Origin of the sequence: Sphingomonas sp. BK481 (assembly GCF_014194875.1) — a bacterium.
Classification (GTDB): Bacteria; Pseudomonadota; Alphaproteobacteria; order Sphingomonadales; family Sphingomonadaceae; genus Sphingomonas; species Sphingomonas aerolata.
The window spans coordinates 496324-521491 of sequence record NZ_JACIAP010000002.1 but is presented as its reverse complement, the minus strand read 5'-3'; the positions used below and the strand labels follow the sequence as shown (position 1 = coordinate 521491).

Annotated in this window: 16 protein-coding genes and 1 pseudogene; 5 read left to right on the top strand and 12 right to left on the bottom strand. The window is 63.8% G+C overall.

All coding sequences use genetic code 11. The features are described from left to right. Positions 1-17: 17 nt before the first annotated feature. Genes otnI through FHY04_RS06080 form a run of 3 tightly spaced genes read right to left on the bottom strand, consistent with a single transcriptional unit; the run spans position 18 to position 4329 of the window. Complete coding sequence (otnI, locus tag FHY04_RS06090; RefSeq protein ID WP_056678427.1) at positions 18-800, bottom strand: 2-oxo-tetronate isomerase; 783 nt, start codon at positions 798-800, stop codon at positions 18-20. After that, entirely contained in the window at positions 797-2086 is a 1290-nt protein-coding gene (locus FHY04_RS06085) for a glycerate kinase (protein ID WP_056678425.1), read from the bottom strand. Before FHY04_RS06085 ends, otnI begins: the two co-directional genes overlap by 4 nt. After that, positions 2086-4329, bottom strand: a complete 2244-nt coding sequence (locus tag FHY04_RS06080; protein WP_183935800.1) for an alpha-amylase family protein — start codon at positions 4327-4329, stop codon at positions 2086-2088. The genes FHY04_RS06085 and FHY04_RS06080 overlap by 1 nt, the downstream gene beginning before the upstream one ends. Positions 4330-4577: 248 nt before the next feature. On the opposite strand from FHY04_RS06080, the gene FHY04_RS06075 reads away from it, so the two are divergent. Together FHY04_RS06075 and FHY04_RS06070 are read left to right on the top strand one after the other, a co-directional pair. Then, the gene (locus tag FHY04_RS06075; protein ID WP_056678418.1) at positions 4578-6221 is read left to right on the top strand and encodes an L-lactate permease; all 1644 of its coding nucleotides are present in this window, start codon (positions 4578-4580) and stop codon (positions 6219-6221) included. Positions 6222-6250: 29 nt separating this feature from the next. After that, the gene (locus FHY04_RS06070) at positions 6251-7063 is read left to right on the top strand and encodes a 2-keto-4-pentenoate hydratase (RefSeq protein WP_221211659.1); all 813 of its coding nucleotides are present in this window, start codon (positions 6251-6253) and stop codon (positions 7061-7063) included. Positions 7064-7201: 138 nt separating this feature from the next. Here FHY04_RS06070 and FHY04_RS06065 read toward each other — a convergent pair whose 3' ends face one another. The 4 genes from FHY04_RS06065 to FHY04_RS06050 form a co-directional block, all read right to left on the bottom strand. After that, positions 7202-7996, bottom strand: coding sequence for an FCD domain-containing protein (locus FHY04_RS06065; RefSeq protein ID WP_056678413.1), 795 nt, complete (start codon positions 7994-7996; stop codon positions 7202-7204). Positions 7997-8066: 70 nt separating this feature from the next. Continuing rightward, positions 8067-10235, bottom strand: coding sequence for an alpha-amylase family protein (locus FHY04_RS06060; RefSeq protein WP_183935799.1), 2169 nt, complete (start codon positions 10233-10235; stop codon positions 8067-8069). A gap of 25 nt (positions 10236-10260) precedes the next feature. Further along, entirely contained in the window at positions 10261-11148 is an 888-nt protein-coding gene (locus FHY04_RS06055; RefSeq protein ID WP_183935798.1) for a 2-hydroxy-3-oxopropionate reductase, read from the bottom strand. A 29-nt stretch (positions 11149-11177) separates the two neighbouring features. Continuing rightward, positions 11178-13832, bottom strand: coding sequence for a TonB-dependent siderophore receptor (locus FHY04_RS06050; protein ID WP_056678402.1), 2655 nt, complete (start codon positions 13830-13832; stop codon positions 11178-11180). A gap of 1078 nt (positions 13833-14910) precedes the next feature. Between FHY04_RS06050 and FHY04_RS06045 the strand changes: the two genes are divergently transcribed. After that, positions 14911-16359: an MFS transporter gene (locus FHY04_RS06045; protein ID WP_260171337.1), complete on the top strand. Its 1449-nt coding sequence runs from the start codon at positions 14911-14913 to the stop codon at positions 16357-16359. Positions 16360-16571: 212 nt separating this feature from the next. On the opposite strand, the gene FHY04_RS06040 is transcribed toward FHY04_RS06045, so the two are convergent. From FHY04_RS06040 to FHY04_RS06030, 3 genes are all read right to left on the bottom strand, one after another. Next, positions 16572-19076 (bottom strand): bifunctional diguanylate cyclase/phosphodiesterase, encoded by a 2505-nt coding sequence (locus FHY04_RS06040; protein WP_183935797.1) that lies wholly within the window; start codon positions 19074-19076, stop codon positions 16572-16574. 750 nt (positions 19077-19826) lie between these two features. Then, positions 19827-20816 carry a zinc-dependent alcohol dehydrogenase family protein gene (locus tag FHY04_RS06035; protein ID WP_183935796.1) on the bottom strand — a complete coding sequence of 330 codons (990 nt, stop codon included), beginning with the start codon at positions 20814-20816 and terminating at the stop codon, positions 19827-19829. Positions 20817-20871: 55 nt separating this feature from the next. After that, on the bottom strand, positions 20872-21639 hold the full coding sequence (locus tag FHY04_RS06030) for an NADPH-dependent F420 reductase (RefSeq protein WP_183935795.1): 768 nt from the start codon (positions 21637-21639) through the stop codon (positions 20872-20874). 86 nt (positions 21640-21725) lie between these two features. On the opposite strand from FHY04_RS06030, the gene FHY04_RS06025 reads away from it, so the two are divergent. Next, positions 21726-22112 (top strand): helix-turn-helix domain-containing protein, encoded by a 387-nt coding sequence (locus tag FHY04_RS06025; RefSeq protein WP_183935794.1) that lies wholly within the window; start codon positions 21726-21728, stop codon positions 22110-22112. 460 nt (positions 22113-22572) lie between these two features. Here the strand turns inward: FHY04_RS06025 and FHY04_RS06020 are convergent, their stop codons facing one another. Both FHY04_RS06020 and FHY04_RS06015 read right to left on the bottom strand, forming a co-directional pair. Continuing rightward, positions 22573-23766 (bottom strand): IS91 family transposase, encoded by a 1194-nt coding sequence (locus FHY04_RS06020; RefSeq protein ID WP_183935793.1) that lies wholly within the window; start codon positions 23764-23766, stop codon positions 22573-22575. A gap of 7 nt (positions 23767-23773) precedes the next feature. Beyond that, positions 23774-24681 (bottom strand): annotated as a pseudogene (locus FHY04_RS06015) (tyrosine-type recombinase/integrase). A gap of 280 nt (positions 24682-24961) precedes the next feature. On the opposite strand from FHY04_RS06015, the gene FHY04_RS06010 reads away from it, so the two are divergent. Continuing rightward, positions 24962-25168 carry a ParD-like family protein gene (locus FHY04_RS06010; RefSeq protein WP_183935792.1) on the top strand — a complete coding sequence of 69 codons (207 nt, stop codon included), beginning with the start codon at positions 24962-24964 and terminating at the stop codon, positions 25166-25168.

The following is a 25168-nucleotide window of genomic DNA, read 5'->3' as shown; positions in this document are numbered from 1 at the left end:
ACGTGCCGTAAATCAACTCAGCCGAGATACCGTCCGGCCCAGCCCAAGCCGGCGACAGTCGCCGTCGCGGGCGCATATTCGCACCCGATCCATCCCGTGTAGCCGAGCGTGTCGATCTGTTCGAGGAGCCACGGAAAGTTCAGTTCGCCGGTTCCTGGCTCGTGCCGCCCCGGATTGTCGGCGATCTGAATATGGCCGATGCGCGGCAGCAGGCGCTCGATCGCGCGGGCCACGTCGCCCTCCATGATCTGCATGTGATACACGTCGTAGAGTAATTTGACGTTGTCGCGACCCACTGCGTCCATCACGTCCAGAACGGCGGCCGTGGTGTCGTAGAAATAGGTCGGGATATCGATCCGCGTGTTGATCGGCTCGAGCACCAGCGTGATACCGTCGCCCGCGACCATGTCGGCGGCGATCCGGACGTTGTTGATCAGGGTGCGGGTCCAGACCTCCCGGTCCGCGCCGGGGGCGATCTTGCCCGCCATGACGTGGAGTGTCCGGCATCCGGTCGCGCGCGCATAGGCCAGCGCCGTATCGATGCTCTGGCGGAACTCCTCGACGCGTGCCGGGTCGGCCGCGATGCCGCGCTCGCCAGCTGCCCAGTTACCCGGCGGCAGGTTGAACAATGCTACCATCAGGCCGTGTCGCAGAGCAGCTGCCGCCACCGCCTCGGCGGGCTCGCCATAGGGCGACACGCATTCGATCGCCTTGAAACCGGCCTTGGCGGCGGCGGCGAACCGGTCGAGGAACGGCAGGTCGGTGAACAACATGGTCAGGTTGGCGGCGAGGCGGGTCATGCGTGGTCCTCCGATGGCAGCACGAGCACCGCCCTGAAATCATTGACGTTGGTACAGGTGGGGCCGGTGACGAGCAGATCGCCGATCGTCGCGAACAGCGTGCCGCTGTCATGCGCGGCCAGATACGTGTGGGCATCGAGACCGATCGCTGCGCACCGGTCTATCGTATCGGGGGCGATCAGCGCGCCGGCGGCCTTGCTGGCGCCATCCTCGCCGTCGGTGTCGCCTGCCAGCGCCCAGACGCCGGGCAGTCCCTCGATCGAACACGCCAGTGCGAGCGCGAATTCGGTATTGCGTCCGCCTCGCCCAGGGGTCTTTCCCGCCAGCGTCACGGTGGTCTCGCCGCCGGACAACAGGACGGTCGGCGTGGGTACCCCGCGGCGTACGAGCGCGGCCATTTCCTGGCCCAGCGCCTGGCTTTCACCCTCCAGGTCATCGCCGAGCAGGATGGGATGAAGACCCAGCGCTCGGGCAGCGTCCGCGGCTGCGTCGAGGGCGGCAGCCGGCGTTCCGATCAGGCAGGCATCATGGTCGCCGCTGGAGAGTATGGCTCGCTCCACAGTGAGCAGCCGGGCGGAAACCGCCGCCGGAAGCTGGTCGCCGAGCAATGCCACGACATGCCGCAGGTCCATGTCGGCGGTGGGATCGGGGATCGACGGACCCGATGCGATCGCCGCCATGTCGTCGCCGGGAATATCGCTGATCCCGAGCGTCACGACGCGGGCCGGATGTGCCGCGGCCAGCAGCTTGCCGCCCTTGATCGCGGACAGGCGGCGGCGAACGACGTTCATGGTGCGGATGTCGAGCCCGGAGGCGAGCAGTAGGCGGCTGACCTTCTGCTTGTCCGCCAGCGTGATGCCCGGTGCCGGCAGCGCCATGACCGATGATCCACCGCCCGATATCAGCACGAGCACTAGATCCTCAGGCCGCAGCCCGGCGACCGCTGCGAGGATTTCGCGCGCGGCGGCCTCGCTGGCGGTATCGGGTACCGGGTGCGCCGCCTCGCGTACCATGATGCGTCCGGCGGGCATGCCGTAGCCGTACGGCACGACGACGATGCCCGACAGGTCGACGTCGGGCCAGGCCGCATCGACCGCCGCCGCCATCGACGCGGCCGCCTTGCCTGCCCCGACGACGATGCAACGTCCCTGCGGTTTTCGTGGCAGATGTTGCGCCAGCACGCGCGCGGGGTCCGCACTCGCCACCGCCACGTCGAAGAGATGGCGCAGCGCGTCGCGAGCGGTCTGGTCGGTCCACGGGCTCAGCTTGGCGATCGGTTCCGCCATCACGCCAGATCCACCGCGACGACTTCGTGTATCTTGATCTGCGGCACCTCGGCGATCAGGCGATCGCCCTCCCGCCGGAACGTCGCGTCGCGTTCGGCTTCGAGCAGGCGCACGCGGCGCGAGGTGGCGCCGCGCGGCAATTGCAAGCTCACCTGATAGGGGCCGGCCGGCAGCACTTCGCGCATATAGCCACGCATCGCCATCGGGTTGGTCAGGTTGACGAGATGCGCCGCCAGCGAACCCCGTTGTCGCCAATAGCTGATGTCGAGCAGTCCGGGGCCCGTCACCGCCATCGGCTGCGGCCCATCCGCGGCCCAGACGACCGCGTTGCGCAACAGCGCGAGATGGTCACCGGTCGAGTTTTCCCAGAACGTCCGATCAAGATCGAACGGAAAATAGACGACCCGGCCTTTGCCGAACCGGCGCGCATACACCATCGGCTCGTCGGTCGTCCGCGTCGCGGTATAGACCTTCTCCATCGGCAGGTCGGGATAGCTCGGGACCAGCGTGAACGCGGCGGGCAGGCTGGCGCCGCTGGGCCGGACGTGCACGCGCTTGGTGCCGGCGATGATGCGCGGCGTATCGTCCAGTCCGACGGTCAGCGGACCCGGTCCTCGCACGGTCAGATAGCTGTTCTGGACGCGGCGATCGATCGTGCCGTCGAAGTCGCAGCCGAACAGGTCGGCGAGGCCGAAGTTCGCGCGGCGCTTGCCCCATTCGTCGTACAGCGCGGTTTCGTGAGTCGCGACGATCGCGCCGCCGCGCGCGACATAGCCGCGTAGCGCCGCGCATTGTGCTGTCGACAGCGCCGCGATGTTGGGCAGCACGATCACCTTGTACCGATCGATCGCCTCGGGCTCGAGCAGCCGTTCGTCGACGAACGCGAAGGGTACGCGCGCTTCCACCAGCGCCTGGTAAAAGCCGTTGGTAGCATCGTCGGAACTGCCGCGCAGCGACTGTGCGTCCTGCGGCCCACCCGAGCCGCCGTCGGCGCGCTGCACCTCCTCGACATAATAGGTGTTGGTCTGCGACGAATGCAGCATCGCGACCTGCGCGAGATTGTCGGTGTTGCGGAAATACGCCTCGTGGCGGGCATGCCAGGCATAGGATTCGGCCACTGCCGGCACCCAGCGCTTGTCGAACACCTCCGCCTTGAATTTGGTCATCCACGGCCGGAAGCCGTGCGCCAGCCCGTCGTGGAGGTAGGCCCGGATCTCGGTCGGCGCTTGCACCGAATCCATGAAGCGATAGGGGGTCGCCGTCTCGCCCACCGCGAAGATGCCGCTCATCGGCCGGTCGGGCATCAGGCAGGCGGTTTCCTTGGCGCTGCGTCCGTTCAGCCATGCCGGCGCGTTGCCGCTGCGCGCCTGGCGATCCGCGAACAACGCGCGCGCGGTGCGGCGCAGGCGACGCGGATCGAGCCGTCCCCAGGTTCCGGGCGTGAAGAACGCCTGCGGATTGACCGCGGTGACGGTCCGTCCCCACAGCGCCAGCTGCTCGTACCGGACCTCGTCGTCCCAGACGAGATAGGCGCGCACCACCGGGTCGCTCACGTCGCGGAGCGCGGTGGGAAGCGCGAAGCCGCTCGCCGCCTTGAATTTGGTCTTGCAGACGGCGCAGTGGCACAGCCCGGCGCCGCCCGCCCAGCGATTGCCGAACAGTCCGTCGACCGGATAGGTGCTGACGATCTCGCGCAGCACTTGCGGCATCCAGTCGAACGTGACCGGGCCATTGGGGCAGGTGAGATACAGATCGCGGTCGGTCGGATGGCGCTTGGGCTGGCCGGCGGCATCGCGCGCCACCCATTCGGGATGCGCGGCCAGCGCGTCGGCGCGCATCGCATGCGGATCGACGCGGCCGAGCACGCGGATGCCCATCGCCTTGCACGCGTGGACCAGATCGCCGAACATGTCGCCGGTGCCCAGATACGGGCTGCGATAATGATAGGGCACCTTGGTCGGGTAGAAGGCGGTAACCCCGCCCGCGCTCAGGCACACGCCCTGCGTGCTGGTGCGTTTGAGGAAATCGAGCCAGAAACCGATGTCGTAGCGACCGGGATCGTCCTCGGTCGCGCAGATCTGGACCCAGCGCATCGGGCCCCATTCCCATCCTTCGCCCGTCGCGGTCTTGGTCGCTTGTCCGAACGCGACTCCAGGGAGGGCCGCCCCGACGCCGAGCGCTGCCGCGCCGATCACGGTACGGCGGTCGATACCGTCCAGGCGCTCCGGCTGATTGCCGACCATTGCATCTCCTCCCATGGCGTATTCTTCTCTTGGATAATCTTTATTACCACGATATGCCGCGGCTCTTCAAGCCGGATTTGACCGACGACCAGCAGGGTAATCGAAATATGCAATTACAACGTTCTCAATTCGATGCCAACGTGGGGTAATACAATCTTGGCTATATATACTTTCCAATTGAACTAATGGTCATCGCGCCTTAGGACCATGCGATTGATGCCAGAAGGCACAGTAGGAGAGGAGGACGAATGTTCCGCCAGTTAGTCACCCCGGTCGCTGATAATCTGGCGCTGTCGTTCCTGGCCGCCGCTCTGCCCATCGTGGTCGTGCTCGTACTCCTCGGGATCGTGCGGCGTCCCGCTTGGCAGGCGTCCATCGTCGGCGTCCTGGTCGCGTTGGTCCTGGCGGTGACGGTGTGGCGGTTGCCGGCGGGGTTGGCGCTGAACAGCATCTTCGCGGGCGCGACGTTCGCGGCGTGGCCGGTGATGTGGATCGTGCTCAACGCGCTGCTTCTATACAACATCGCGGTGGTCACCGGCAGTTTCGATGCGTTCCGTGCCTGGATGGTCCAGCATCTGCCCAACGATCGGCGGGTGGCGCTGGTCGTGGTCGGGTTCTCGTTCGGGTGCCTGCTGGAGGGCGTCGCCGGGTTCGGCACCCCGATCGCGATCACCAGCGCGCTTCTGGTCGCGCTCGGCTTTCCCGCGATCGAAGCGATCGTCTTCACCCTCATGTTCAACACCGCACCCGTCGCGTTCGGCGCGCTCGGCTCGCCGATCATCACGCTGGGGGCCGTGACGCAACTGAACGACGTCGCGCTCGGTGCGATGGTGGGCAGGCAGCTGCCGTTGATCGCCCTGTTTCTCCCCTTCTACGTGATCGCGGTCTATGGCGGCATGAAAGCACTCCGCGGCGTATGGCCGGTCCTGCTAGTGGCGGGTGGATCGTTTGCGGTGATGCAGTTCCTATCTGCGAATTTCCTCGGCTATGCGCTGACCGACGTCCTGTCATCGCTGTCGTCGCTGGTCTGCACTTTGGCGTTCGTGAAGGTCTGGCGGATCAAGCCCGATCCCGCGTTCGCGCTTCGCGGCCCCGTTACGGCATCGCCAGACACGGCATCCCCAGAAATGGCATCGAGCGCGACGCCCGCGCCCGCCGTTCCCGGCAACAGTCTGAAGGGCTGGCTGCCGTGGCTGGTGCTGTCGGTCACCGTCATCCTGTGGGTACACTTGAAGGTTAACCTGATCGGCGAAGTCAAGGCGGCGTGGCCGGGGCTGCACGAGGCGATCTTCATCACGACCTATGGCAAGCCCTATGCCGCGATCTGGTCGTTCCAGCCGCTGGCCACCGGCACCGCGATCCTGGTCGCCACGATCATCACCGCGCTGCTGCTTCGGTTGAGGCCTGCGCAGCTGCTGACGGCGATCCGGCAGACGCTCCGCCAAATCCGCTTGCCGCTCGCGACGACGATGACGATCGTCGGCCTCGCCTACCTCATGAACTATTCCGGCATGGCCTATACGCTGGGTGTCGGGGTCGCGTCGGTCGGACCGCTGTTTCCGTTCCTGTCCGCGTTCCTCGGCTGGCTGGCGGTGTTCCTGTCGGGCAGTGACACGTCGGGCAATGCCCTGTTCGGCAACCTTCAGGTCGTCGCCGCACGCCAGCTCGATCTGAACCCGGTGCTGATGGCAGCGACCAACGCGTCGGGCGGCGTGCTCGGCAAGATGATCTCGCCGCAGAACATCTCGACCGGCACCAGCACCACCGACTGTCGCGGACAGGAAGGCGCGATCCTGGCGCGCACCTTCAAGCACAGCGTGTTCCTGACGCTGGTGCTCGGGGTGATCGTCATGCTTCAACAATACGTCTTCCCCGGCATCATCCCGTCATGAGGCGCGGATGGCATTTGCTTGCGTCGGCGGTGACCGTGGCCACGCTGGCGGGGTGCGCGACTGACGGGGCCGATAGTACGTATCTCGGGCCCTTCATTGCCGCCGAGCACGCCGCCACCCCGTTCGATCCGATAACCGCGAGCCGGCCAACGGCGGATTTCGCCAGCGCTTACCGCATCCAACAACGGTACGTCCGCCACCGCCTCCGGGCAGGCGATACCGTGGCAGGATATAAGGGCGGCCTGATGTCGCACGCGTCGCTGAAGGCGCGGAACGTCGCCGAGCCGCTGGTGGCCGTCTTGTTCGGCTCGGGCCGGGCCGACGACGGCGCGACCATTTCGCTGTGCGGATACCGAAAGGCGTCGTTCGAACTGAAGCTGGGCTATCTGCTGCCTTCGTCCTCGGCAGACCGCAGCCGAGGCGTCATGGTTTTGCCGGTGATCGACTTGCCTGACATCGCCTACCGCGATCCCGATCACTACAACGCGATTGACATGGTGGCCGCGAACGTCTCGACGGCGCGCTACGTGCGCGGGGCGATGCGCGATGCCGATAGGGTCGACCTCGACGGTGTGCGTGTTTCGCTGACGCGCGATGGTCAGCCGATCGCGTCCGGGCTCAGCGCCGAGTCGCTCGGCGGCCAGCGGCGGAGCCTGGATACTGTCCTGACGCTCGCGCGAAGGACCGGACGCGATGCACGGCCAGGAGACCTTATCGTGACGGGCAAGATCGGCGATCGAGGCTGGCTGTTACCGGGGCGTTATTCAGCGAATTACGGCCCGCTCGGCATGGTCCGCTTCACCGTTGTTGCATGCGCCGTCCGACCGGCGGTAGCTTCCTGATCCTCCCCCGCAAGGGGGAGGTGGCGCCGCAGGCGTCGGGGGGCGGACACGGAACGCTGGGTGTCGCTTACCGTCCCCTCCCTTAGGCTGACGCCTGCCACCTCCCCCTGCCGGGGGAGGATCGTTCGCATGCCCGCTTCAGGCGTCGCGGCCGCGGGACCTTGGGGGGGCGACGATGTCACTGCGTGCCAGCCGGCGGATGCTGGCCTCCAGGCGACGTTCTGCATCGTAGATCTCGCGCTGGGTGCGCATCGCGGTTGTCATGTGCAGCCGGGACGCCTCGCGCGCGCCGGCGACGTCGCGTGCCATGATCGCGTCGTAGATCGCCTGATGCTCGTGCAGCTGCGAATCCTTCTGCCGGCGATGCTCGTACAGGTTCTTGCGGTTCAAATAGACGTTCGAGCGCAGGATGCCTTCGATGCTCCGCATGAAGTGCAGCATCATCAGGTTATGGCTGGCTTCGTAGATCGTGAAGTGGAACTCCGCATCGGTGCGGGCGATCTCGTCAACGTCTTGCGCCTCGTGTGCGACGACCATCGCCTCGAAACAGGCGCGGATGGCGTCGCGGTCGACATCCGATGCGCGCTCAGCGGCAAAGGCAGCGGCGGCGGCCTCGATCTCGGACCGGAGTTCGAGGCAGTCGATCCGTGCCTCGGGCGTGTCCATCAGTTGCGCGAGCGGATCGCGCAAGCTGCGGCCGATATCCTCGCTGACATGCGCCACGCCCTGGGCATTGGTAGTCAACAGGCCCACCGCGATCAGCTTGTCGAGCGCCTCGCGCAGCGACGGTCGGGACACGTCGAGTTTGGCGGACAGTTCGCGCTCCGACAGCAACCGCTCGCCGGGGCGAAGCGACCCTTCGAGGATCATCTGCTGGACGTGCTCGGCGATCGCGTCCGCGAGCTTTGCCGGCCTGATCGATGGTGCATTCATGAAAGGGGATCCGACATCATGCCATCATATAGCGTGCCCCGTGTCCGTCCGAAAGTACGGGCCGCACCGGTCATACCGGAATCAGCACCGCTTCGAATGCACCGACCGGCGGAAGATCAAACCAGCTTTGACCGGCGTCGCCAGGACGCACGCGGATCGTCTGGCCACCGACCAGCGCACGCGCCTCGCCCGCACGCGACCCGAGCACGCCGATACTTAGGCCGTGCAGCGGTGGCGGCGATACGTACGTGCCGTTGCGCTGCCCGGCATAGTTGACGACGGTGACGAGCGAGGCGCCGTCGTCGCGGCGCATGACCATCAGTTCGGCGGGGCCGGCGCCGGTCAGGGCAAAGCGCTGCGGGGGCACGTAACGCGCGATGATCGCGACGATCAGTTCGCGGTGCGCGGACAGGCCGTCCCGGTAATAGTGCCAGCCCATGAACCACGGGATGTGGACCGTCTGCCCCTTGCCATGCGCGCGCACCGACACGCCCGGATCGGTGCGCGCGGCGACGCCCGGAATGGCATAACTGAATTCGGGCGGGCCAAAGCGCTGGTCAGGGGCAAATCGCATCAGCGTCTCCGCGTCACGCCGCGCTGCGCCACCGAAATAGAGTCCGTCGAGCGGCACGCGACCGGCGGTTTTCAAGACGCTCTCGACGGGATCGAGCGTCCAGCCCGCGATCGTCCGTGCCGCCGCGTAGCGCGCCAGCGGGAACGAGGCGAGGGGCATCTCGGTGCGTGTGTCGCCGCGGTCGTCGAACCCGGCAAACAGGCCGGTAGTGACCAGCACGCCGCCATCCTGCACGAACCGATCGAGCGCCCCCGCTTCGGCATCCGACACGACCATGACGTTGGGCGCGACGATGACGTCGAACTCCTGATGCAGCTTGGCGGCATCATCAGCATTTCGGGGCTGGCGGACGAACCGGAACGGAATGCGCGCATCGACCAGCGCCGTGTAGAGCCCGCGAAACTCGTCGGTCTGGTATTTTGCGTACGGCGTCATCCCGGCCAGCCGACCGGTCGCGCCCGACTGATAGATCCCGACGCGCGCCGACTCCGCCATGCCGGCATAGCTGTCGGCGTTCGCCGCGCGCCATCTGAAGAGGCGGGAAACCGGGGGTAGATACGTGGGATCGTCCTGACCGGCGAGCGTGCCCATCAGGTATAGATCGAGCTTCGCGCCGACGCCCATCTGTTGCGCCATCCGGTTCACGTGACAGGCGGCACTCTCGGTCACTTGACGCCACGGATAGTCAACGTGCGCGGTGGAGGTGGACGACCAGGGCTTGCCAGGGCTGCGCGCGAGCGCGGACCGGCATTGCTCGCCCGACTGATACGCCCATTCCGGCGCGGCACGGTCGACCCGCCGCTGCACCTCGCCGCGGCCGACCTGCTCAACGCTGTCATGCTGGGTGATGGGCACGCCGGGCGCGAGCTGGTTGATGTGCGCCGAGATCCGCTGGCGCAGCGCTTCCGACGTGCGCGCCTGGAACGACAGGTAATCGCGCCAGTTCGGGTCCGCGAACCCTTCGCGCGTGGGCAATTCCTTGCCGTACATCGCGAGGAAACCGCGCCGGCAATTGTCACAGACGCAGATGCCGTGATCGACATTGGCGTAATCCGTCCGCGGATAGCCGGTCATGTTGAAGAAGATGCCGTCCGGTTTGTACCGCGTCAGTCCCTCGGTCAGGATGCGCAGGCCGTAATCGAGCGCCCAGGCGCCGTTCGGGCAGGCCTGATACGTGCCGGCGAATTCGCGCGGCGTGCCGTCGCGGTTGCGCATGAACCAGTCGGGATGCGCGTCATAGACGGGCTTCATTGCCTTGGAGAGATCGAAGCGGCCGATATAGGCCAGTCCCTCCTCTCGCGCCGCGGCAATCATCGCCTCGACGAAATCGCCCTTCATATACGGGTTGCGGCGCTGATAGGGCAGGGCGGTGGGATAGAAGGCGACGATCCCGCCGATGTTGGAGACGATGACGTTGCCGCCGAACTGACGGATCGCGCGCGCGATCGTGCGTGGATCCTCGCGGATATCAATCTCGCGCAAATTGGTCTGGACGATGCGGTAATCCTGCGTCCACCATTTCTTCGGATCGAACCGGGTATCGATACCGGGCCGCCCCTGCGCTAGCAGCGGGCCGGACGTTCCCGCCGCGATGCCGAGCCCTGCCAGCGACAGCGTCTGCAGTACGCCGCGCCGCGATGCTGCCTTGATGTCGAACCCGTCCATCACCGTCTCCCGTAACGCGTCGCGCTCAGACCTTAGCGATCTCGTGATCCGCCAGAACCTCCAGCGCGTGCACTATCGCCGAATGATCCCAGTCGGCGCCGCCGCGCGCGACGCAGGCACTGAACAATTGCTGTGCCGAGGCCGTGTTGGGCAAGGCCATTCCGAGCGACCGCGCGGTGTTCAGCGCGAGATTGAGGTCCTTCTGGTGGAGTGCGATGCGGAAGCCTGGCGCGAACGTGCGATCGATCATCCGCTGGCCATGCACCTCCAGAACGCGCGATGCCGCGAACCCGCCCATCAGCGCGCTGCGCACCTTGTCCGGATCGACGCCGGCCTTCGCCGCGAACAGCAGCGCCTCGGCCACCGCCTCGATGTTGAGCGCGACGATGATCTGGTTGGCGACCTTGGTCACCTGGCCCGCGCCGACCGGGCCGACATGGGTGATGTTCTTTCCCATCAATTGGAAGAGCGGTTCGGCGCGCGCGAACGCCGTGTCGGTAGCACCGCACATGATCGTGAGGCTGGCCGCCTTGGCGCCCACCTCGCCCCCCGATACGGGGGCGTCGACGTAATCGCAGCCGAGCGCCCCGATCCGCGCGGCGAACCCGCGCGTCGCGATCGGATCGATCGAGCTCATGTCGATCACGCACCCGCCCGGCCGAAGCCCGGCGGCGATGCCGTCGGCCTCGAACAGCGCAGCCTCGACGTCGCCGGTATCGGGCAGCATCAGGATGACGATGTCCGCCCCGGCGGCGAGTTCGGCGGCGGACTGGCAGACGGTCGCGCCCGCCGCCAGCAGTTCGGCGGGCAGGGGCGAACGATGCTGGACCAGCAGCAGTTCGTGGCCTGCCGCCTGAAGGTGTCCCGCCATCGGCCGGCCCATGATGCCCGCGCCCGCAAATCCGATCTTCATGCTGTTGTCCTCATCGATGCTGCGCGGTTTCAGAACCGCAGGCGTCCGCCAAGACCAAATACCCGACCGCGCAGGTCGTGATATTGCGACAGGGTGGCCAGTGCGACGGTGATGCTTGCCTCCGCCAGCAGGGGCGGTGCAGTGTTGGTCAGGTTCTCGACCTTGGCAAAGACCTGGATGGTCTTAGTGATGTCGTACTGGGCGGAGATGTCGGTATAGACATAGGCGGGGTAGTGGTTTCGGTTCAGGTCGAGCGGACCGAAATTATTGTCGAAGGTGCCCGGGCCGATATAGTTGAACAGGACGCGCAGGTTGAGCGGCCCCTTGTCGTAGGACAAGGTGGTCGAGCCGCGCCATTTCGGCACCGCGAAACCGCCCTGCAACTGTCCCGCCGTATCGACCTGGCCGCTGGCGGTCGTCGAGATCAGGCGATCGACATAGGTGGCCAGCGCACGGGTGGTCAGTTGACCCTGGAACAGGTCGAACCGGTAGCTGGCCTCGAAATCGATCCCCCGGGTCTTGAGCCGCTGCGCGTTGAACGAGTTCGCGTTGACCTGCGTGATTTCACCCGACGCATCGCGGATCACGCCGGTACAGAAAATGTCCTCGCCGCGACCGCACCGATCGACGACTTCCTGCTGGCCGGGCGTGACGATCGCATCGCGCAGGTTGATATCGTAGAAGTCCGCCGAAAGCTGGAGGTTGGGAATGAACGACGGCTGGAGGACGATGCCGCCCGTGAAGGTGTACGCTGTCTCCGGCCCCAGATTAGGATTGCCGCCGATCAGGAAATTGACGTTGGCGGTTCGGTTGGTCAAATAATCGGTCACCGTGCCGATGCGGATATTGGCCTGCGCAAACAGATCGTTGATCTTCGGCGCGCGGAAATCGCGGGAATAGGTGCTGCGCAGGCGGATGCTGTCGTTGATCGCATAGTTCACCCCGGCCTTCCACACCGTGGCGGATCCGACCGTGCTGTAGTCGACGTATCGACCGGCGAAATCGACGTCGAGGCTGCGCGCGAAGCTGGTGTCGCGGGCCAGCGGTATCGAGATTTCGCCGTAACCCTCGTTGACCTCGAGGCTGCCGTAATAGGAGCCGAACGTGCCCTGCCGCCATCCGTTGATGTCGGAGATCGGGTCGGATTTGTTGTCCACCGTGTCGCGCCGATATTCCGCACCGACCGCGACCTTCACCGGCCCCGCCCAGGTGTTGAAGAGCTGCCCAGAAGTGTTGGCGTTGAAGATGATGCTGTCGGAACGCGAATCCTGGCGCGACGTGCCGAGCACATACTTGTTCACCGCCGAGGTCACCGCGCCGATCCCGAAGACGTTGGCTGGGACGCAGCCATTGCCCGGGTTGGTCAGCGTGGACCGGCATACCGGCTGGCCGTTGGGTCCGATGACCGAGTCCAGCGCCAAGGCCCATTTTGCCTGGTTGCGATTGTTGCGGCCGAGCGTCAGCGATCGCGCATAGGTGTAGCTGTTGCCCAGCTCCCATTTCCAGGTATCCGAGAACGACCCGCTCAGTCCGGCGCCGATCCTGAAATAGGTGTTGCTGGTCGAATTCTCGTTCCGGCCCTGTTCGGGATTGTAGCGCCCCATTCGGATCGTCGTCAGATTGTTCGCGATCATTGCGTCGCGGATGTTGGTCGGCAGGAACGCATTGTCGCGCCGGATCGTGATGTCGGCGTTGTTCGTGTTGTAGTTGCCGGTGCTCTGCGCGCGCGTGTTGGCGGCGAGCACGTCGACGCGCGCGGTCATGTCGTTGGGGAAGTCATAGGTCAGCCGGCTGAAACCGCTGAACTGCCGCGACGCGACCTGCAGCGGGGCGAAGTCGGGCTGCGGCATCAGCCCGTCGCCGCCCTGCATCCAGACCGTGCCGACATTGGTGCCCTGCCGGAACAGGCTCTGCGCACCGTTCTCGCCAAACTGGATGTTGCGCAGCGCGCCGGGCGTGGTGATGACGCCGCCGGCGGTCATCTGCGAATAGCGGACGTCCGGCACGATCAGCTGGCGGAATTCGCCGTTTGTCGGGGTATAGGCGGCGTTGGGTATGAACGTCACGCCGCGGCGACCCCAGGGGCGGGCACCCTGATAGACGATGTCGGGCTGCTCGAAATAGGAGGCGGCGACCACGAAATGGCCCCGGCCGTCATCGAACTTGCCGCCATAGAGGCCGCTCAGCGAATATTGCGGAAGGTCGCCATAGGTCGAGATGTTAAACTGGCCGTCGATCTTGCCACCGACGATCTTGTCGTTGAGGACGACGTTGACGACGCCGGTGATCGCATCCGACCCATAGACCGACGAGGCGCCCGACGTCACGATATCCAACTGCGACACGAGCGGCGCAGGGATGATGTTTATGTCGAACCCGTTCGCGATCGGGCTGCTGTCGAGCACGCGTTGCCCGTCGATCAGCAACAGCGTGCGGGTGGAGCCGAGAGCGCGCATGTTGAACGTCGCGAGACCGAGGTTGCGACCGCTGCCGTTGTTACGGTTGGGACGTAGAGCCGGCACGTCGCGCAGGAGATCGACCACGTTGGTCGCCGCTTTCTGCTCGAGTTGCTTCTCCGTGAAGGTCGTGATTGGGGTGGGCGTCTGGAATGTTGATCGTGGAATGCGGCTGCCAGTGACGATGATGTCTTCGACCGGCGTCCTCTCCGTCCCGTCGACAGGCAAGGTAGCGACAGCGGGCGAATTGACTTCGGTTTGGGCTTGTGTGGGTGCAGGTGCAGGTGCGTTGACCTGAGCTTGCGCATCCACCGGTTGACACAGTGCAATGGCGCTGACGCCGATCACAAAAGACGTCAGGCGAGCCTTGGTGTCCAATTTTCCTCTCCCCGTGATGCTCTGAGCACCTTTCGATTGTAGGTTATGGATAAATCATATTACCAAGCATGGCAACGGAATATTATTATTACCCAAGTTCAAGGCCGCGCGTCTGCTTCAGCACGCCCCGGCGTTCCGGTAGGTTGGTCGCCCGCGACGTTATTCCGCTTCAAGACCGCCAGCTTCCTTTGGATGATGGCCCCGAGCCGCAGCGATCGGGATCGCCGTTGTTGAGATGGGTGGCACTAGGCGAGAGTCAGGGCGTGGAATTGTCGAAATGACCGCTTGCTTGGCGGCGCTGGTACCGACGTCTGTGATCGCCGTTGTGTAGACAGCAGCGTCCAGCGCAATGTTCTAGGTAGTGTAGCTGGTTGCCCGGTCGGAAGGGCTGCGTGCTCGATCCGGGCTATAGCGAAAAGGCTTTTGCAGGTCTCATCACAGCCATCCGAAACAATTCGTGATGCAATGAGGAACCGGTGTTGTTCGTCATGACCGGCGGCTTGCCCAGCCTGTTTGCATACGTGCCGGCGTTCCGGTGCGATCAGTCTCGCTGACCCTTAGACAACGTTGAGCTTCTGACCTGGGCGAATGTCCGAACTTCGGAAGCGGTAAGGGCAGGCTGAACGTCCGGTTATGGGTCTCGTAAGTCGAAGGGTCCGGCAATTGCACCGTGAGCCGGACGCTCAGGTTTGGCGATCCGTGCGCTCGAAAGCCGCCATTCGGCAGGCCATCAGCCGGATCAGTGCCCCGGCAGCGGGTGCTCGGCTTGCAGCAGGCGAACCGTGCGGCGTATGCCATCGCTACTGGTGGGGGTGAATGGATGGCGAACGGCAGAAGAAGCCGCGGAAACTCGGTTGTCGGAGAGCGCTGGCCGCTCTTCTGGGCAGGCTGTGCGGCGATCAGCGTTGGGGTTGCACTTCACCTACCGATGCTCGCGATGGCCCATACGATGGGCAATCACCTGTCGGGTATGCCGATGGACGGATGGATGTACCTGGGCATGGCGCTGATCGGCGTCGGCGTGCCGGCAGCTATCTTTGGCGCTTTACCCAAGAAACGGCCTGATCACAGTGCAGGCGTTGGCGTCGCATATGAAGCGCCCGATGATACCCCTCTGACGCGCTCGCATGCTGCCGTTCTGCTGGTGCTTACCCTCGGGCTCATCATCGACACTATGAAGCCAGCAACGCTTGGCTTTGTGCTTCCCGGTATGCGTGGGGAGTACGGTCTTGCAAAGTCTACCGTTGCTCTGCTGCCGTTCGTTGCCCTAACCGGAACCACGGTCGGCTCCTTCCTGTGGGGGTGGCTTGCGGACGTTTACGGTCGGCGTGTGTCGATCCTGTTGTCCACGATCCTGTTCGTCTCGACCTCCATCTGCGGAGCTATGCCTTCCTACAGCTGGAACCTGGTCATGTGCTTTCTGATGGGGTGCTCGGCTGGCGGCATGCTGCCTGTCGTCTACACGCTGTTGGCTGAGATCATGCCTCCGCGGCACAGAAGTTGGGTCCTTGTGCTGGTTGGCGGTACGGGACTGGTCGGCGGCTACCTGGCAGCTAGCGGTGCCGCGCATCTGTTCGAGCCTCTGTTCGGCTGGCGTAGCTTGTGGCTGCAGGGCTTTCCCACCGGTTTGTTGCTGCTTGCGATGGCAAGGTGGATTCCGGAATCCCCGCGCTTTCTGATGGAACGTGGCATGGACGCGGAGCTGGCTGACATGGCTCGCAAGTTCGGCATCGTCAGGCGTGCTCCACAAGCAGCGCCAGCGGACGCTGGCAGCGCAGCGGCTCACCACCGCGAGTTGACCATCGCCCTGGTGATCACGGCCCTGTCTTGGAGCTTCGTCAACTTCGGCTTGCTGCTATGGCTGCCTTCCGATCTCCAGGATCGAGGCTTTAGTGCTGAGATTGCGAGCGGCATCATCGCCAGCTCAGCACTCGTTGCCCTGCCCACGATCATGATCGCGGCCTTCCTTTACAGCCGGTGGAGCAGCAAGCGCACCCTGATCGGCACTGTGCTTCTCACACTTGCCGGGCTTGCTGGAGCCCTACTGCCGGCGCCTACGCTGGCTTGGCCACCACTGCTGATCGCTGTGATCGCGCTGCTGGTGGTTGGCACAAACGGATTGATCGCCGTGCTGCTTCCCTACGCAGCCGAAAACTACGCATTGCGCGTCCGTGGACGTGCCACCGGGCTTATCGCGGGCAGTAGCAAATTTGGTGGCGTTGCTGTCCAGCTAGGAGCCTTCGCTGGGCTGATCCCGACGATGGGGGGCGCGGCAGTTGCGCTGATCATACCAATGACGCTGTCAGCGGTACTGATCGGACGCTCAGGTAGAGAGACGCGCGGCCGCAGCTTACGGGAGCTAGAAGCGGCGGCTTAGCTGCCGGCAGAACATAGGCCGTGCGGAGCGTCGCCTATCGGCACCTCCCTCTTTGAAAGCGCACTGTCTGCTATCCTGACCCGCTGCGCCGGTCCCTGATTTGGGCCTACTTAGCTGCCGTTCAACCAGATTAACGAATGGCTGCAATTGGGAGGCAGGGAAGGGAGCTCGAACGTCCGTTTGTGGGTCTCTCCGGCCACTAAGCTTTCACCTCAGCGCGGGAGAGCCAAAACTAGAGCTTGGTACTCAGTTGGCAAACCCGCAGCCTTATGGGCCATCTGCGGTACCGTCTCCCGAAGTTGCGCAGCGGGGCGTCCGTAGAGAAACCCTTGACCAAGCTGACAACCTAGCTGCCGTAGGCACAATGCCTGTGCCTCGGTCTCAATTCCTTCAGCAACGACCTCTTTCCCGAGGCCGCGGCCCAAACCAATGATGGCGGTCACGATAGCCATCGTTCCCCCGTCGGGTTGATCCATGCCGGATACGAAGGAATGATCGATCTTGATGCGGTCCACCGACACTCGGCGAAGATGTACGAGAGAGGCATATCCCGTTCCGAAGTCGTCGAGGGCGATACATACTCCAGCGTCATGCAGCATCTGCAGGTTCGCAATGATGCTATCTGCTGCCCGATCAAGCATTACTCCTTCTGTGACCTCGACACAAAGAGACGCTGCGGAGACCCCGTAGTGGGCCAACCGGTCGAGCACCCGCTTGCCTGCGCGCGGTCCGGCCAGCTGGGCCGAGGTAAAATTGACACTAAGCACCCCGATCTGATCGCCGTGGTCGCGCAACTGGCGCAGCGCAAGTTCCAGAACATGCTCCTGGATACGCAGTCCGATCCTCTCCGCCACGAGCACATCCGCAAACCGATCCGGCGTCATGAGGCCATGTTCAGGATGGTTCCAACGCAGCAGCGCTTCATGGCCACAAACGGCTTCAGTCGTGAGCGACACGATCGGCTGCATGTACAGCCGGAACTCACCTCGCTCGAGAGCGGCTTCCGCATCGAGCGCGTAGCCGGTTTGGAGATCGCGTAACGCACGGTGCAGTGGATCGTAGCGACAGTATCGCGCCCGGCCGAGGCGCTTTGCGGTGTAAAGTCCGAGATCGGCGTTCTGAAACAGCATATCCACCGCTTTGCTGTCGTCCGGAAAACGTGCAGAGCCGACACTGAGCGAAATCGCACAACTCTGGTCCGCATGGTGCCAGGTCTGGCCCTGCAGGGCACCGATGGCATTAGCGAGCGCTCTTTCCAAAGACAGATCGCCTGGGCATAGAATTGCAAACTCGTCGCCGCCGACCCTGGCGACGTGAGAGCCGTGAATTCGCCCGACGGTAATTGAAAGCGCCGACGCCACACAACGAAGCAAGGCGTCACCGCCGGCATGCCCCAAATGGTCGTTAGCGGCCTTAAGAAAGTCCACGTCGATTAGAAACAGACTGAATGGTGTGCCGCTGGAAACAAATTCGTGCGCGTTTGCCTGAAAGGCGGCGCGGTTGCCAAGCCCCGTCAGGAAATCGGTCTCTGCGGCAATCCGCAGCGTTTCCGCCTCTGTAATGGCAATCTCGCGACGTCGGTGCGCGCGTTCGAGATCGCCTCGCATCAGGTGAAACCGGTCTGCGATGGCAAGCGACAATATTAGCGCCTCGAAGGCGAGCGCAGCGAACGTCGCCATGTCCACGGCATCGCTCTGCGGTAAGAATCCAAGGTTGCGTGCGAGCCGGGCCAGAAACACGCAGATCACCGGTCCCCAGCCGATCATGTAGAACCAAACTACGCGGCTGCCGCGCCGAATAGCAATCCAGCAGGATACCGCTATAATCACGGCTGTGGCCGCAATCACATAATTGAGCAGGCGATCGGTCAGGACGACAGGCAGCCACCTGTCCGCCGCGGCCATCAACCCCAGCACGGCTCCCGCACTTGAAAGCAGACGGCCAGCGGTCACCAAGGGCCGCGGCAGGATGCCTACTTCGATCACGGCAAAGAAGAACATGTTGCCGGCTGCGACCATCAGTCCAACTAGCACGAAGTCTAGCCGAACTACCAAGGGGCCGACCAGACCCGGGACCACGAACGCGGCAACGTTCGTCCACGTCAGGCCATAAGCGAGGGCTACGGCGACCCAAAGGAGGTACCAACGTTGAAAAGCGTGGCGTTGCCCCGTATGAATAACCGCATTGTAGAGCAGTGCCGACAGCAGCGTTCCGGCGAAGACTCCCATGAGCAGCAACCACGTCACTTCCTCGGCGGGTGTTGCCGAGTTGGGTGTCGCGACGATCTTCCGCATGAGCGAGAGGTCGTCGGGGTGGCGGAACCCAAGGTAAAGACCGTGAACGTCGCGACCGGGCGTCTCAATCGTAAATCTCAGTAGGCCACCGGGCGCCCAGTGGTCCTTCAACTCGGAGTGCATACTGGTTTGACGCACTGCGCCACTTGCGCTGGTAACAACTACCGCGATCCGGTCGAACCGGGTCTGATCGACCAACAGCTTCCAATCAGGCGGAAGATTGTGCAAGCGGGAAGCGTCTAGGCGCAGCCAAAGCCAATCGCCGCCGTCGCTCGGCGCGTCTTTGCCGCAACGGTAGCTAGCAGCTGCCACCGCCGCATTCGTAGCAAGGTCGGCAAGTGTCGTGGTGCAGGCTGCTTGACGCAAGTCGATACCTACCGCCGACGCCGGCTGCGGCACTAAGCTTAGAACGAAGAGCAGCAATCCACGCCATATACTTTCAGACTTCGATGCCACTCTCGCGGCCCCCACTGCCAATCTGCCCCGATGACGCGCTAGCGCCGATACCCTAACAAGCGCTAACTATTTCTTTTGTTGGACGGCACAGCCACGCCGCTTGCATGCCAAGGCTACGGTGAGCCTGAGTCGATCAATGCTTGAGGCGTCGTAGCCACACAGGCCGCCGTGCAAATTTTCAATCTAAGTTTTCAGACTATCGCGGATCATGCGCACATCACGGCGTTTAAGGTATTGCTCTCCGACGCCTTTGCAGGCGGAGCTTCCTTCGTGCTCACTGGAAAGGCCGCAACGGTTTAACGCTTCGACAGAGCTTACGGCAGATGTTGTTTTCGACGACGCGGCTTGTTAGCAAAAGGCCTCTGAGGCACCGGCAAAACTGGCCCTGAACTCAGCTCATTGCGTGTTGCAGCAAAGCCGCATGTTTGGCTCGTAGCTTGCCTGGGTTATCGCCGCCAGTCAGATGGTCAAAACCCTGAAGCTGAACGAGCGGCTGATTCCGGGAGGTGGCGACGGAACTCTGAATGTCGCTTTCTGGGTCTGGCCGGAAGTCGGAAGGCGGGGTGCGTTCGCCCTTAAACCGTCGTTCGATGAGCGAATACATAAAGCCAGAAGCTGCCGTTCGTTCAGCTCGAACGCGGCGGTCCAGTTGTATTTGCTAGGCTGCCACGCCCAGTTCATATCGGGAGCGCCCTGAGGGGCCCTCCCGATAGCGGATCAGACAGTCACGACGATCTTGCCGATCTGCTCGTTGGACTCGAGGAAGCGGGTCGCTTCCTGAATCTGGTCGAACGGGAATGTTCGCGACACCAGCGGGTCTAGCTTGCCGCTTTCCAGACCTTCGATGATGAAGGCCTTGGCTCGCGCAAGCGCACCGTCATCACCGACGATCTCTGTGTAGAGATAGCCCTTGATCGTCAGGCTCTTGCCCAGCACGGCGAACTGCGGGAACGGACCGTCGTCTGGGCTTAGGGCACCATATTCCAGCAGAATGCCGCCCACAGCCATGACCTCGGCAAATTGGGCGATGGCAGGACCGCCGATCGGATCGAATACAACGCGGGCACCCTTTCCGTTGGTGATCTCCTTCACACGTTCTGCAAGGTCGCCGTCGGCGGTGGCGATCACATGATGAGCGCCGGCATCAGTCAGCGCCTGCGCCTTGGCGTTCGTGCGGGTGGTCGCAATCACCGTCGCGCCGACGCTGCGAGCCACCTGGATCGCTGCGATGCCGACGCTACTCGATGCGGCTGACACAATGACGAAGTCTTTTGCGGTGACCTTCGCCTGATCGATCAGCGCACCCCAGGCGGTGACATACTGCATCCAGGAGGCGGCTGCCTTCTCAAACGAGAGGGCGGTAGGATGCTTGACGACGTAGCGCGCCGGGATGTTGATGATCTCGCCGTAGGTAGACCAGCGCGACATATCGAGCGTCGGGATGATGCTAACGGCGTCGCCCTCCGCGAAGCCCGACACGGCGCTGCCGGCGGTCTTGACCATGCCTGCGGCTTCGTAGCCAAGCCGTGAGGGGAACTCCGCTTCTTGCAGGTACGCGCCGTTGCGGAACATTACCTCTGCGCGGTTCAACCCGATCGCTCTGACTGCGATCTGCACCTCATCGGCTTCAGGTGCAGGAACCTCGATGTTATCGATGCGCAGCACGTCTGCGGAGCCGTATTCGTGAAAGCGTACAACGCGGGTCATGGTCTGATCCTCTGGTAGATAGATGGCTATCGGAATGGAGCGGTTCGGGCGGCGTTTACATATTGATGGCGCGCACGAGGCGAACGCCCCAGTCCTCGTCAGGGTTCGTAGTGCCGTCACCCAATCGCTCCTGCATCACCGCGACCGCCAGGTCCCGGCGTTTGGGGAGCCTGTCCTTCTCCGCAGCGTCGAGAGCCGCAGGAATCTCGGCGAGGGTCAGGTCGGTGCAATAGACCGGGGCGCCGGCCTGCTGACGCCAAGAGGCCGAAAGCGAGCCGGCATCGAAGGCGTCCAGGCCGGTATCGCTTACCAATTCCATCGTAACCTGCCGATCGCGCTCCCGATCGGCTGCAACGGGAATGGCGATCCGGTCCGGTGTCCCTGCTGGCTTGTACTTCTTCGCGAGCGACGCGGAGCCGATCGCATTCCATGCCTTTGCGATCAGACGGCCAAGTTGCTCGGCCACCCACAGGCTTTCGACCTGTCCGTCTTCGATTGCCTGGATCTTGGAGTCCCGGAACGGGTAATAGTTGGAGGTGTCGATCACAACCGTCTCGTCAGGCAGGCGTGCCACCAGCGGTGCAATTCCGGCTATGCGGTTAAGAGGTATTGAAAGGATGACGACTTCAACGTCGGTCAGCGCGTCCTCCGTTGTCACGGCGCGGGCGCCGGCTGACAGGAGCTCGGGATCGATCGTCTCGGGCCCGCGCGAGTTGGCCACTTTTACCTCATGGCCCGCCTCGCTCAGCCTAGTGACGAGTGTCTTGCCGATATGCCCTGTCCCAAGAATGCCAATCTTCATGTGTCGTTCCTCTGCGATCATTGCTTCGCACCGGAAATTATGGTCAGGTACCAGAAGTGACAAGAACCCACCGAAAGGTGGGTTACCCACCAAAAGGTAAGTGACCTATGCAGCGTGACTGGCAATGCGAGGACCCACAGCAGCAGCTTGTCTGGGCTGCGGCAACGAGCGAGGCCCTCCGCGTCCTCGAGGGAAAGTGGAAGATGGTGATCATCTTCCAATTGTTTGCCGCACGGGCGCCTTTGCGCTTCTCCGAGCTAGAACGACGTGTCGAAGGCGTGAACCAGAAAATGCTGATCCAACAGCTAAAAGAATTGGAGAAGGATGGGATCTTCACCCGGACGATCTATCCTCAGGTTCCTCCCAGGGTCGAATACGCGCTGAGCGAAATCGGTCTGGCACTTGGGCCGTCTATTGAAGCCCTTATCGATTGGACATTCATGCGGCGCGAGACTGAGACGTCGGCTAGATTGGAAGAACAAGGGTCCCTTTAGACGTCAGCTTATTCGATCGAAGCACCAAAAGCGGATGGCCGCTTTCCTCTCCCTTCACGGAATTCGCAAGCGGATAGCCGCCCTTCGAAATCGGTCATTCGCAAAGATGAACCAGCGTCCGAAGTTGGGAAGCGAGGGGAGGGGCGTGAGTGTCCGATAGTGTAAAGGAAATCGGGCACCGGCAGGTGTACGATATCCTCCAAAGCAGGAAGCCGCGGGCCGCGGATGCTGGCCTATGGGGTTTTCGGTTTTCGCCCTGGTTTGAGGCGCGTGCAACAGCTGCCCGGGCGGGCATCTGTGGGCTGGAAGAAGGCCGTCTGGCGCTGGGTTTGGCTTGGATTCTGGCTTCGACGAAGGCGTGAGATGTTGGTCGGCACGCGGAGCGGCATCGTCGACGCGAGCGTCATTATGGCCGGAAGCGCACAGGCTGCGCGGCGGAATGCAGGTGAACCATGCCGGGTCATGGCGCGGTGGTCCCGGTCGGGTCGGTGGCATGCGGCGGTGCGCGGGGCTGGCGCCAGCGTTCGAAGGTCTCGATGATGAGCATGCGTCCGCCACAGCATGGGCACGGCGGGCGGGCATCGTCGGGTTCGACCGGCGCGACATCGGCCACGGGCGGGACAACACCGAGCAGTTGGCGGGCGTGTTCGAGGTGAGCCTTGCGGGTGGCGCCAGCGAGCAGGCCGTAATGGCGGATGCGGTGGAAGCCCTTCGGGAGAACGTGGATCAGGAGGCGCCGGATGAACTCGTCAGCGGCCAGCGTCATCAGCTGCTGCCGGTCGGCGACATCGTTGCGGTAATTCTTGTAGCGTAATGTCACCCCGGTCTCGTCGAAGCGGACGAGGCGGCTTTTCGAGATGGCGACCCGGTGGGTGTAGCGCGACAGATAGGCGAGCACCGCCTGCGGTCCCGCGAACGGCGGTTTGGCATAGACGACACAGGTCTTTTTGCGGACCGGGGACAGGTGTCGCAGGAAGGCGCGGCGGTCGGCGAGTGCCGCAAGATTGCCGAAGAAGCCGAGCCGTCCCGCCTCGTACAGCGCCATCAGCCGGGTCAGGAACAGGCGGCGGAACAGCTTGCCGAGCACACGCACCGGCAGCAGGAACGCGGGGCGTGACGACACCCAGCGGTTGCCGTCCGGGGACAGCCCGCCGCCGGGTACGATCATGTGGATGTGCGGGTGGTGGGTCATCGCCGACCCCCAGGTATGAAGGACCGCGGTGATGCCGATGCGGGCGCCGAGATGCTTAGGGTCAGCGGCGATGGTCGTCATCGTGTCGGACGCCGCCTGGAACAGCAGGCCGTAGACTGCAGCCTTGTTCTGGTACGCGATGTCGGCGACCTGGGCCGGCAGCGTGAACACGACGTGGAAATAACCGACCGGCAGCAGGTCGGCCTCGCGCTCGGCAAGCCATGCGCGCGCGGCCGCCCCCTGGCACCGGGGACAATGCCGGTTGCGACAGGAGTTATAGGCGACCCGCCAGTGTCCGCAGTCGGTGCATGCCTCGGTGTGGCCGCCGAGCGCAGCGGTGCGGCAATGTTCGACAGCCGACATGACCTTGAGCTGGTCGAGGCTCAGATGCCCGGCGTGGGCAGTCCGGTATGCAGGACCGGCAGCACGGAAGATGTCGGCGACCTCGAGCGAGGTGCGCATCGCGCGCTCACCCGGCGGGTGGCTTGCCCTCCATCAGCGCCATCAACCGGTCGAGTGGCCCCGTCACCGCATGGATCGTGCGGGTGGCGACCTTGGTATAGAGCGCGGTCGTTTCGAGCTTACTGTGCCCGAGCAGCACCTGGATGACGCGGATGTCGACGTCCTGCTCGAGCAGGTGGGTGGCAAAACTGTGCCGCAGGGTGTGCGGGCTGACACGCTTGCGGATCCCGGCTGCGTCAGCAGCCTCATGAACGGCGCGGTGGAGTTGCCGGGTCGAGATCGGATCGGTGTAGCTGCGCCCCGGAAACAGCCAGCCGTGCGGCAACAGGACGCTGCGCCGCTTGCCCTCGCGCCACCAGAGCCGGAGCAGTTCAAGCAGTTGCGGCGACAGCATCGCGTTACGGTCCTTGCGGCCCTTGCCCTCCTCGATGCGGATCAGCATGCGCTTGCTGTCGATGTCGTCGGCCTTGAGGTGTGCGACCTCCGACACCCGCAATCCGGCGCCGTACGCGACCCCCAGCGCTGCTCGGTACTTGATGCCCGGTGCCGCCTCGAGCAGCCGCGCTACCTCCTCGACGCTCAGCACGTCGGGCAGCCTGCGGGGACGAGGCGCCAGAACCAGCTTGCGCGACAGGTCGGGCCGGTCGAGCGTCACGCCGAACAAGAAGCGCAACGCCGATACCGTGGCGCCGATGACGGATTCCCCGACACCGTGCTCGCGCTGGTGAAGCTGGAAACGTCGTACGTCCTCGGCGGTCGCGGTCTCCGGCGAGCGTCGCCAAGAAAGCCGCGAAGGCGCGAACGTGGCGAACATAGTCGTGTCTGGGTACGCGACCGCATTGAGCGCATCGCCATGTCGTCGAGCATTCGCTGACGAAGCGGGGTAACGGGTGCTTCGGTCGGTAGAGTCGCCATGATGGAGTTCCTCTCGTTGAAGGAACTCCATCGTCTCCCGCCGCTGCCGCAGAACCAAACCTCAGCGCCGCTGCGCTACCTCAACCGCCACCACCACTGCCGCGCAGCGGCTTCGTGCTCTGGGTCTGGCCGGAAGCCGTGGAGCACGGGCACGTCCCCAGAACTTGTCATCTTTTCCAGCCAACCGCAGCCCTAACTCAGTCGTTCGTTCATCACGCCCAATTGACCATGCAGCATACGATACGTATATGCTTCGTATGATCGGTGTGAAGGAGCGGTTATGGGCATTGTGAAGATTGACGGCGCGCTACACGAAGAAGCTCGCAAGGCCAGCGCCGTGATGTGCCGCTCCATCAATGCGCAGGCTGAGTTCTGGATGAAGATCGGTATGCTTGCCGAAACGAACCCGACCCTGTCGTTTAACGAACTCGTCAAGGCACAGTTGGCCACCGTTCATGTTCACCTGATCGAAGCGGAAGCTGCCTGA

Coding starts and splice junctions, on each gene's coding strand:
- FHY04_RS06045 (WP_260171337.1), top strand. CDS start 14,911: ATGCTCGCGATGGCCCATACGATGGGCAATCACCTGTCGGGTATGCCG.
- otnI (WP_056678427.1), bottom strand. CDS start 800: ATGACCCGCCTCGCCGCCAACCTGACCATGTTGTTCACCGACCTGCCG.
- FHY04_RS06025 (WP_183935794.1), top strand. CDS start 21,726: ATGCAGCGTGACTGGCAATGCGAGGACCCACAGCAGCAGCTTGTCTGG.
- FHY04_RS06065 (WP_056678413.1), bottom strand. CDS start 7,996: ATGAATGCACCATCGATCAGGCCGGCAAAGCTCGCGGACGCGATCGCC.
- FHY04_RS06020 (WP_183935793.1), bottom strand. CDS start 23,766: ATGCGCACCTCGCTCGAGGTCGCCGACATCTTCCGTGCTGCCGGTCCT.
- FHY04_RS06075 (WP_056678418.1), top strand. CDS start 4,578: ATGTTCCGCCAGTTAGTCACCCCGGTCGCTGATAATCTGGCGCTGTCG.
- FHY04_RS06080 (WP_183935800.1), bottom strand. CDS start 4,329: ATGGTCGGCAATCAGCCGGAGCGCCTGGACGGTATCGACCGCCGTACC.
- FHY04_RS06060 (WP_183935799.1), bottom strand. CDS start 10,235: ATGGACGGGTTCGACATCAAGGCAGCATCGCGGCGCGGCGTACTGCAG.
- FHY04_RS06085 (WP_056678425.1), bottom strand. CDS start 2,086: ATGGCGGAACCGATCGCCAAGCTGAGCCCGTGGACCGACCAGACCGCT.
- FHY04_RS06030 (WP_183935795.1), bottom strand. CDS start 21,639: ATGATCGCAGAGGAACGACACATGAAGATTGGCATTCTTGGGACAGGG.
- FHY04_RS06010 (WP_183935792.1), top strand. CDS start 24,962: ATGGGCATTGTGAAGATTGACGGCGCGCTACACGAAGAAGCTCGCAAG.
- FHY04_RS06035 (WP_183935796.1), bottom strand. CDS start 20,816: ATGACCCGCGTTGTACGCTTTCACGAATACGGCTCCGCAGACGTGCTG.
- FHY04_RS06055 (WP_183935798.1), bottom strand. CDS start 11,148: ATGAAGATCGGATTTGCGGGCGCGGGCATCATGGGCCGGCCGATGGCG.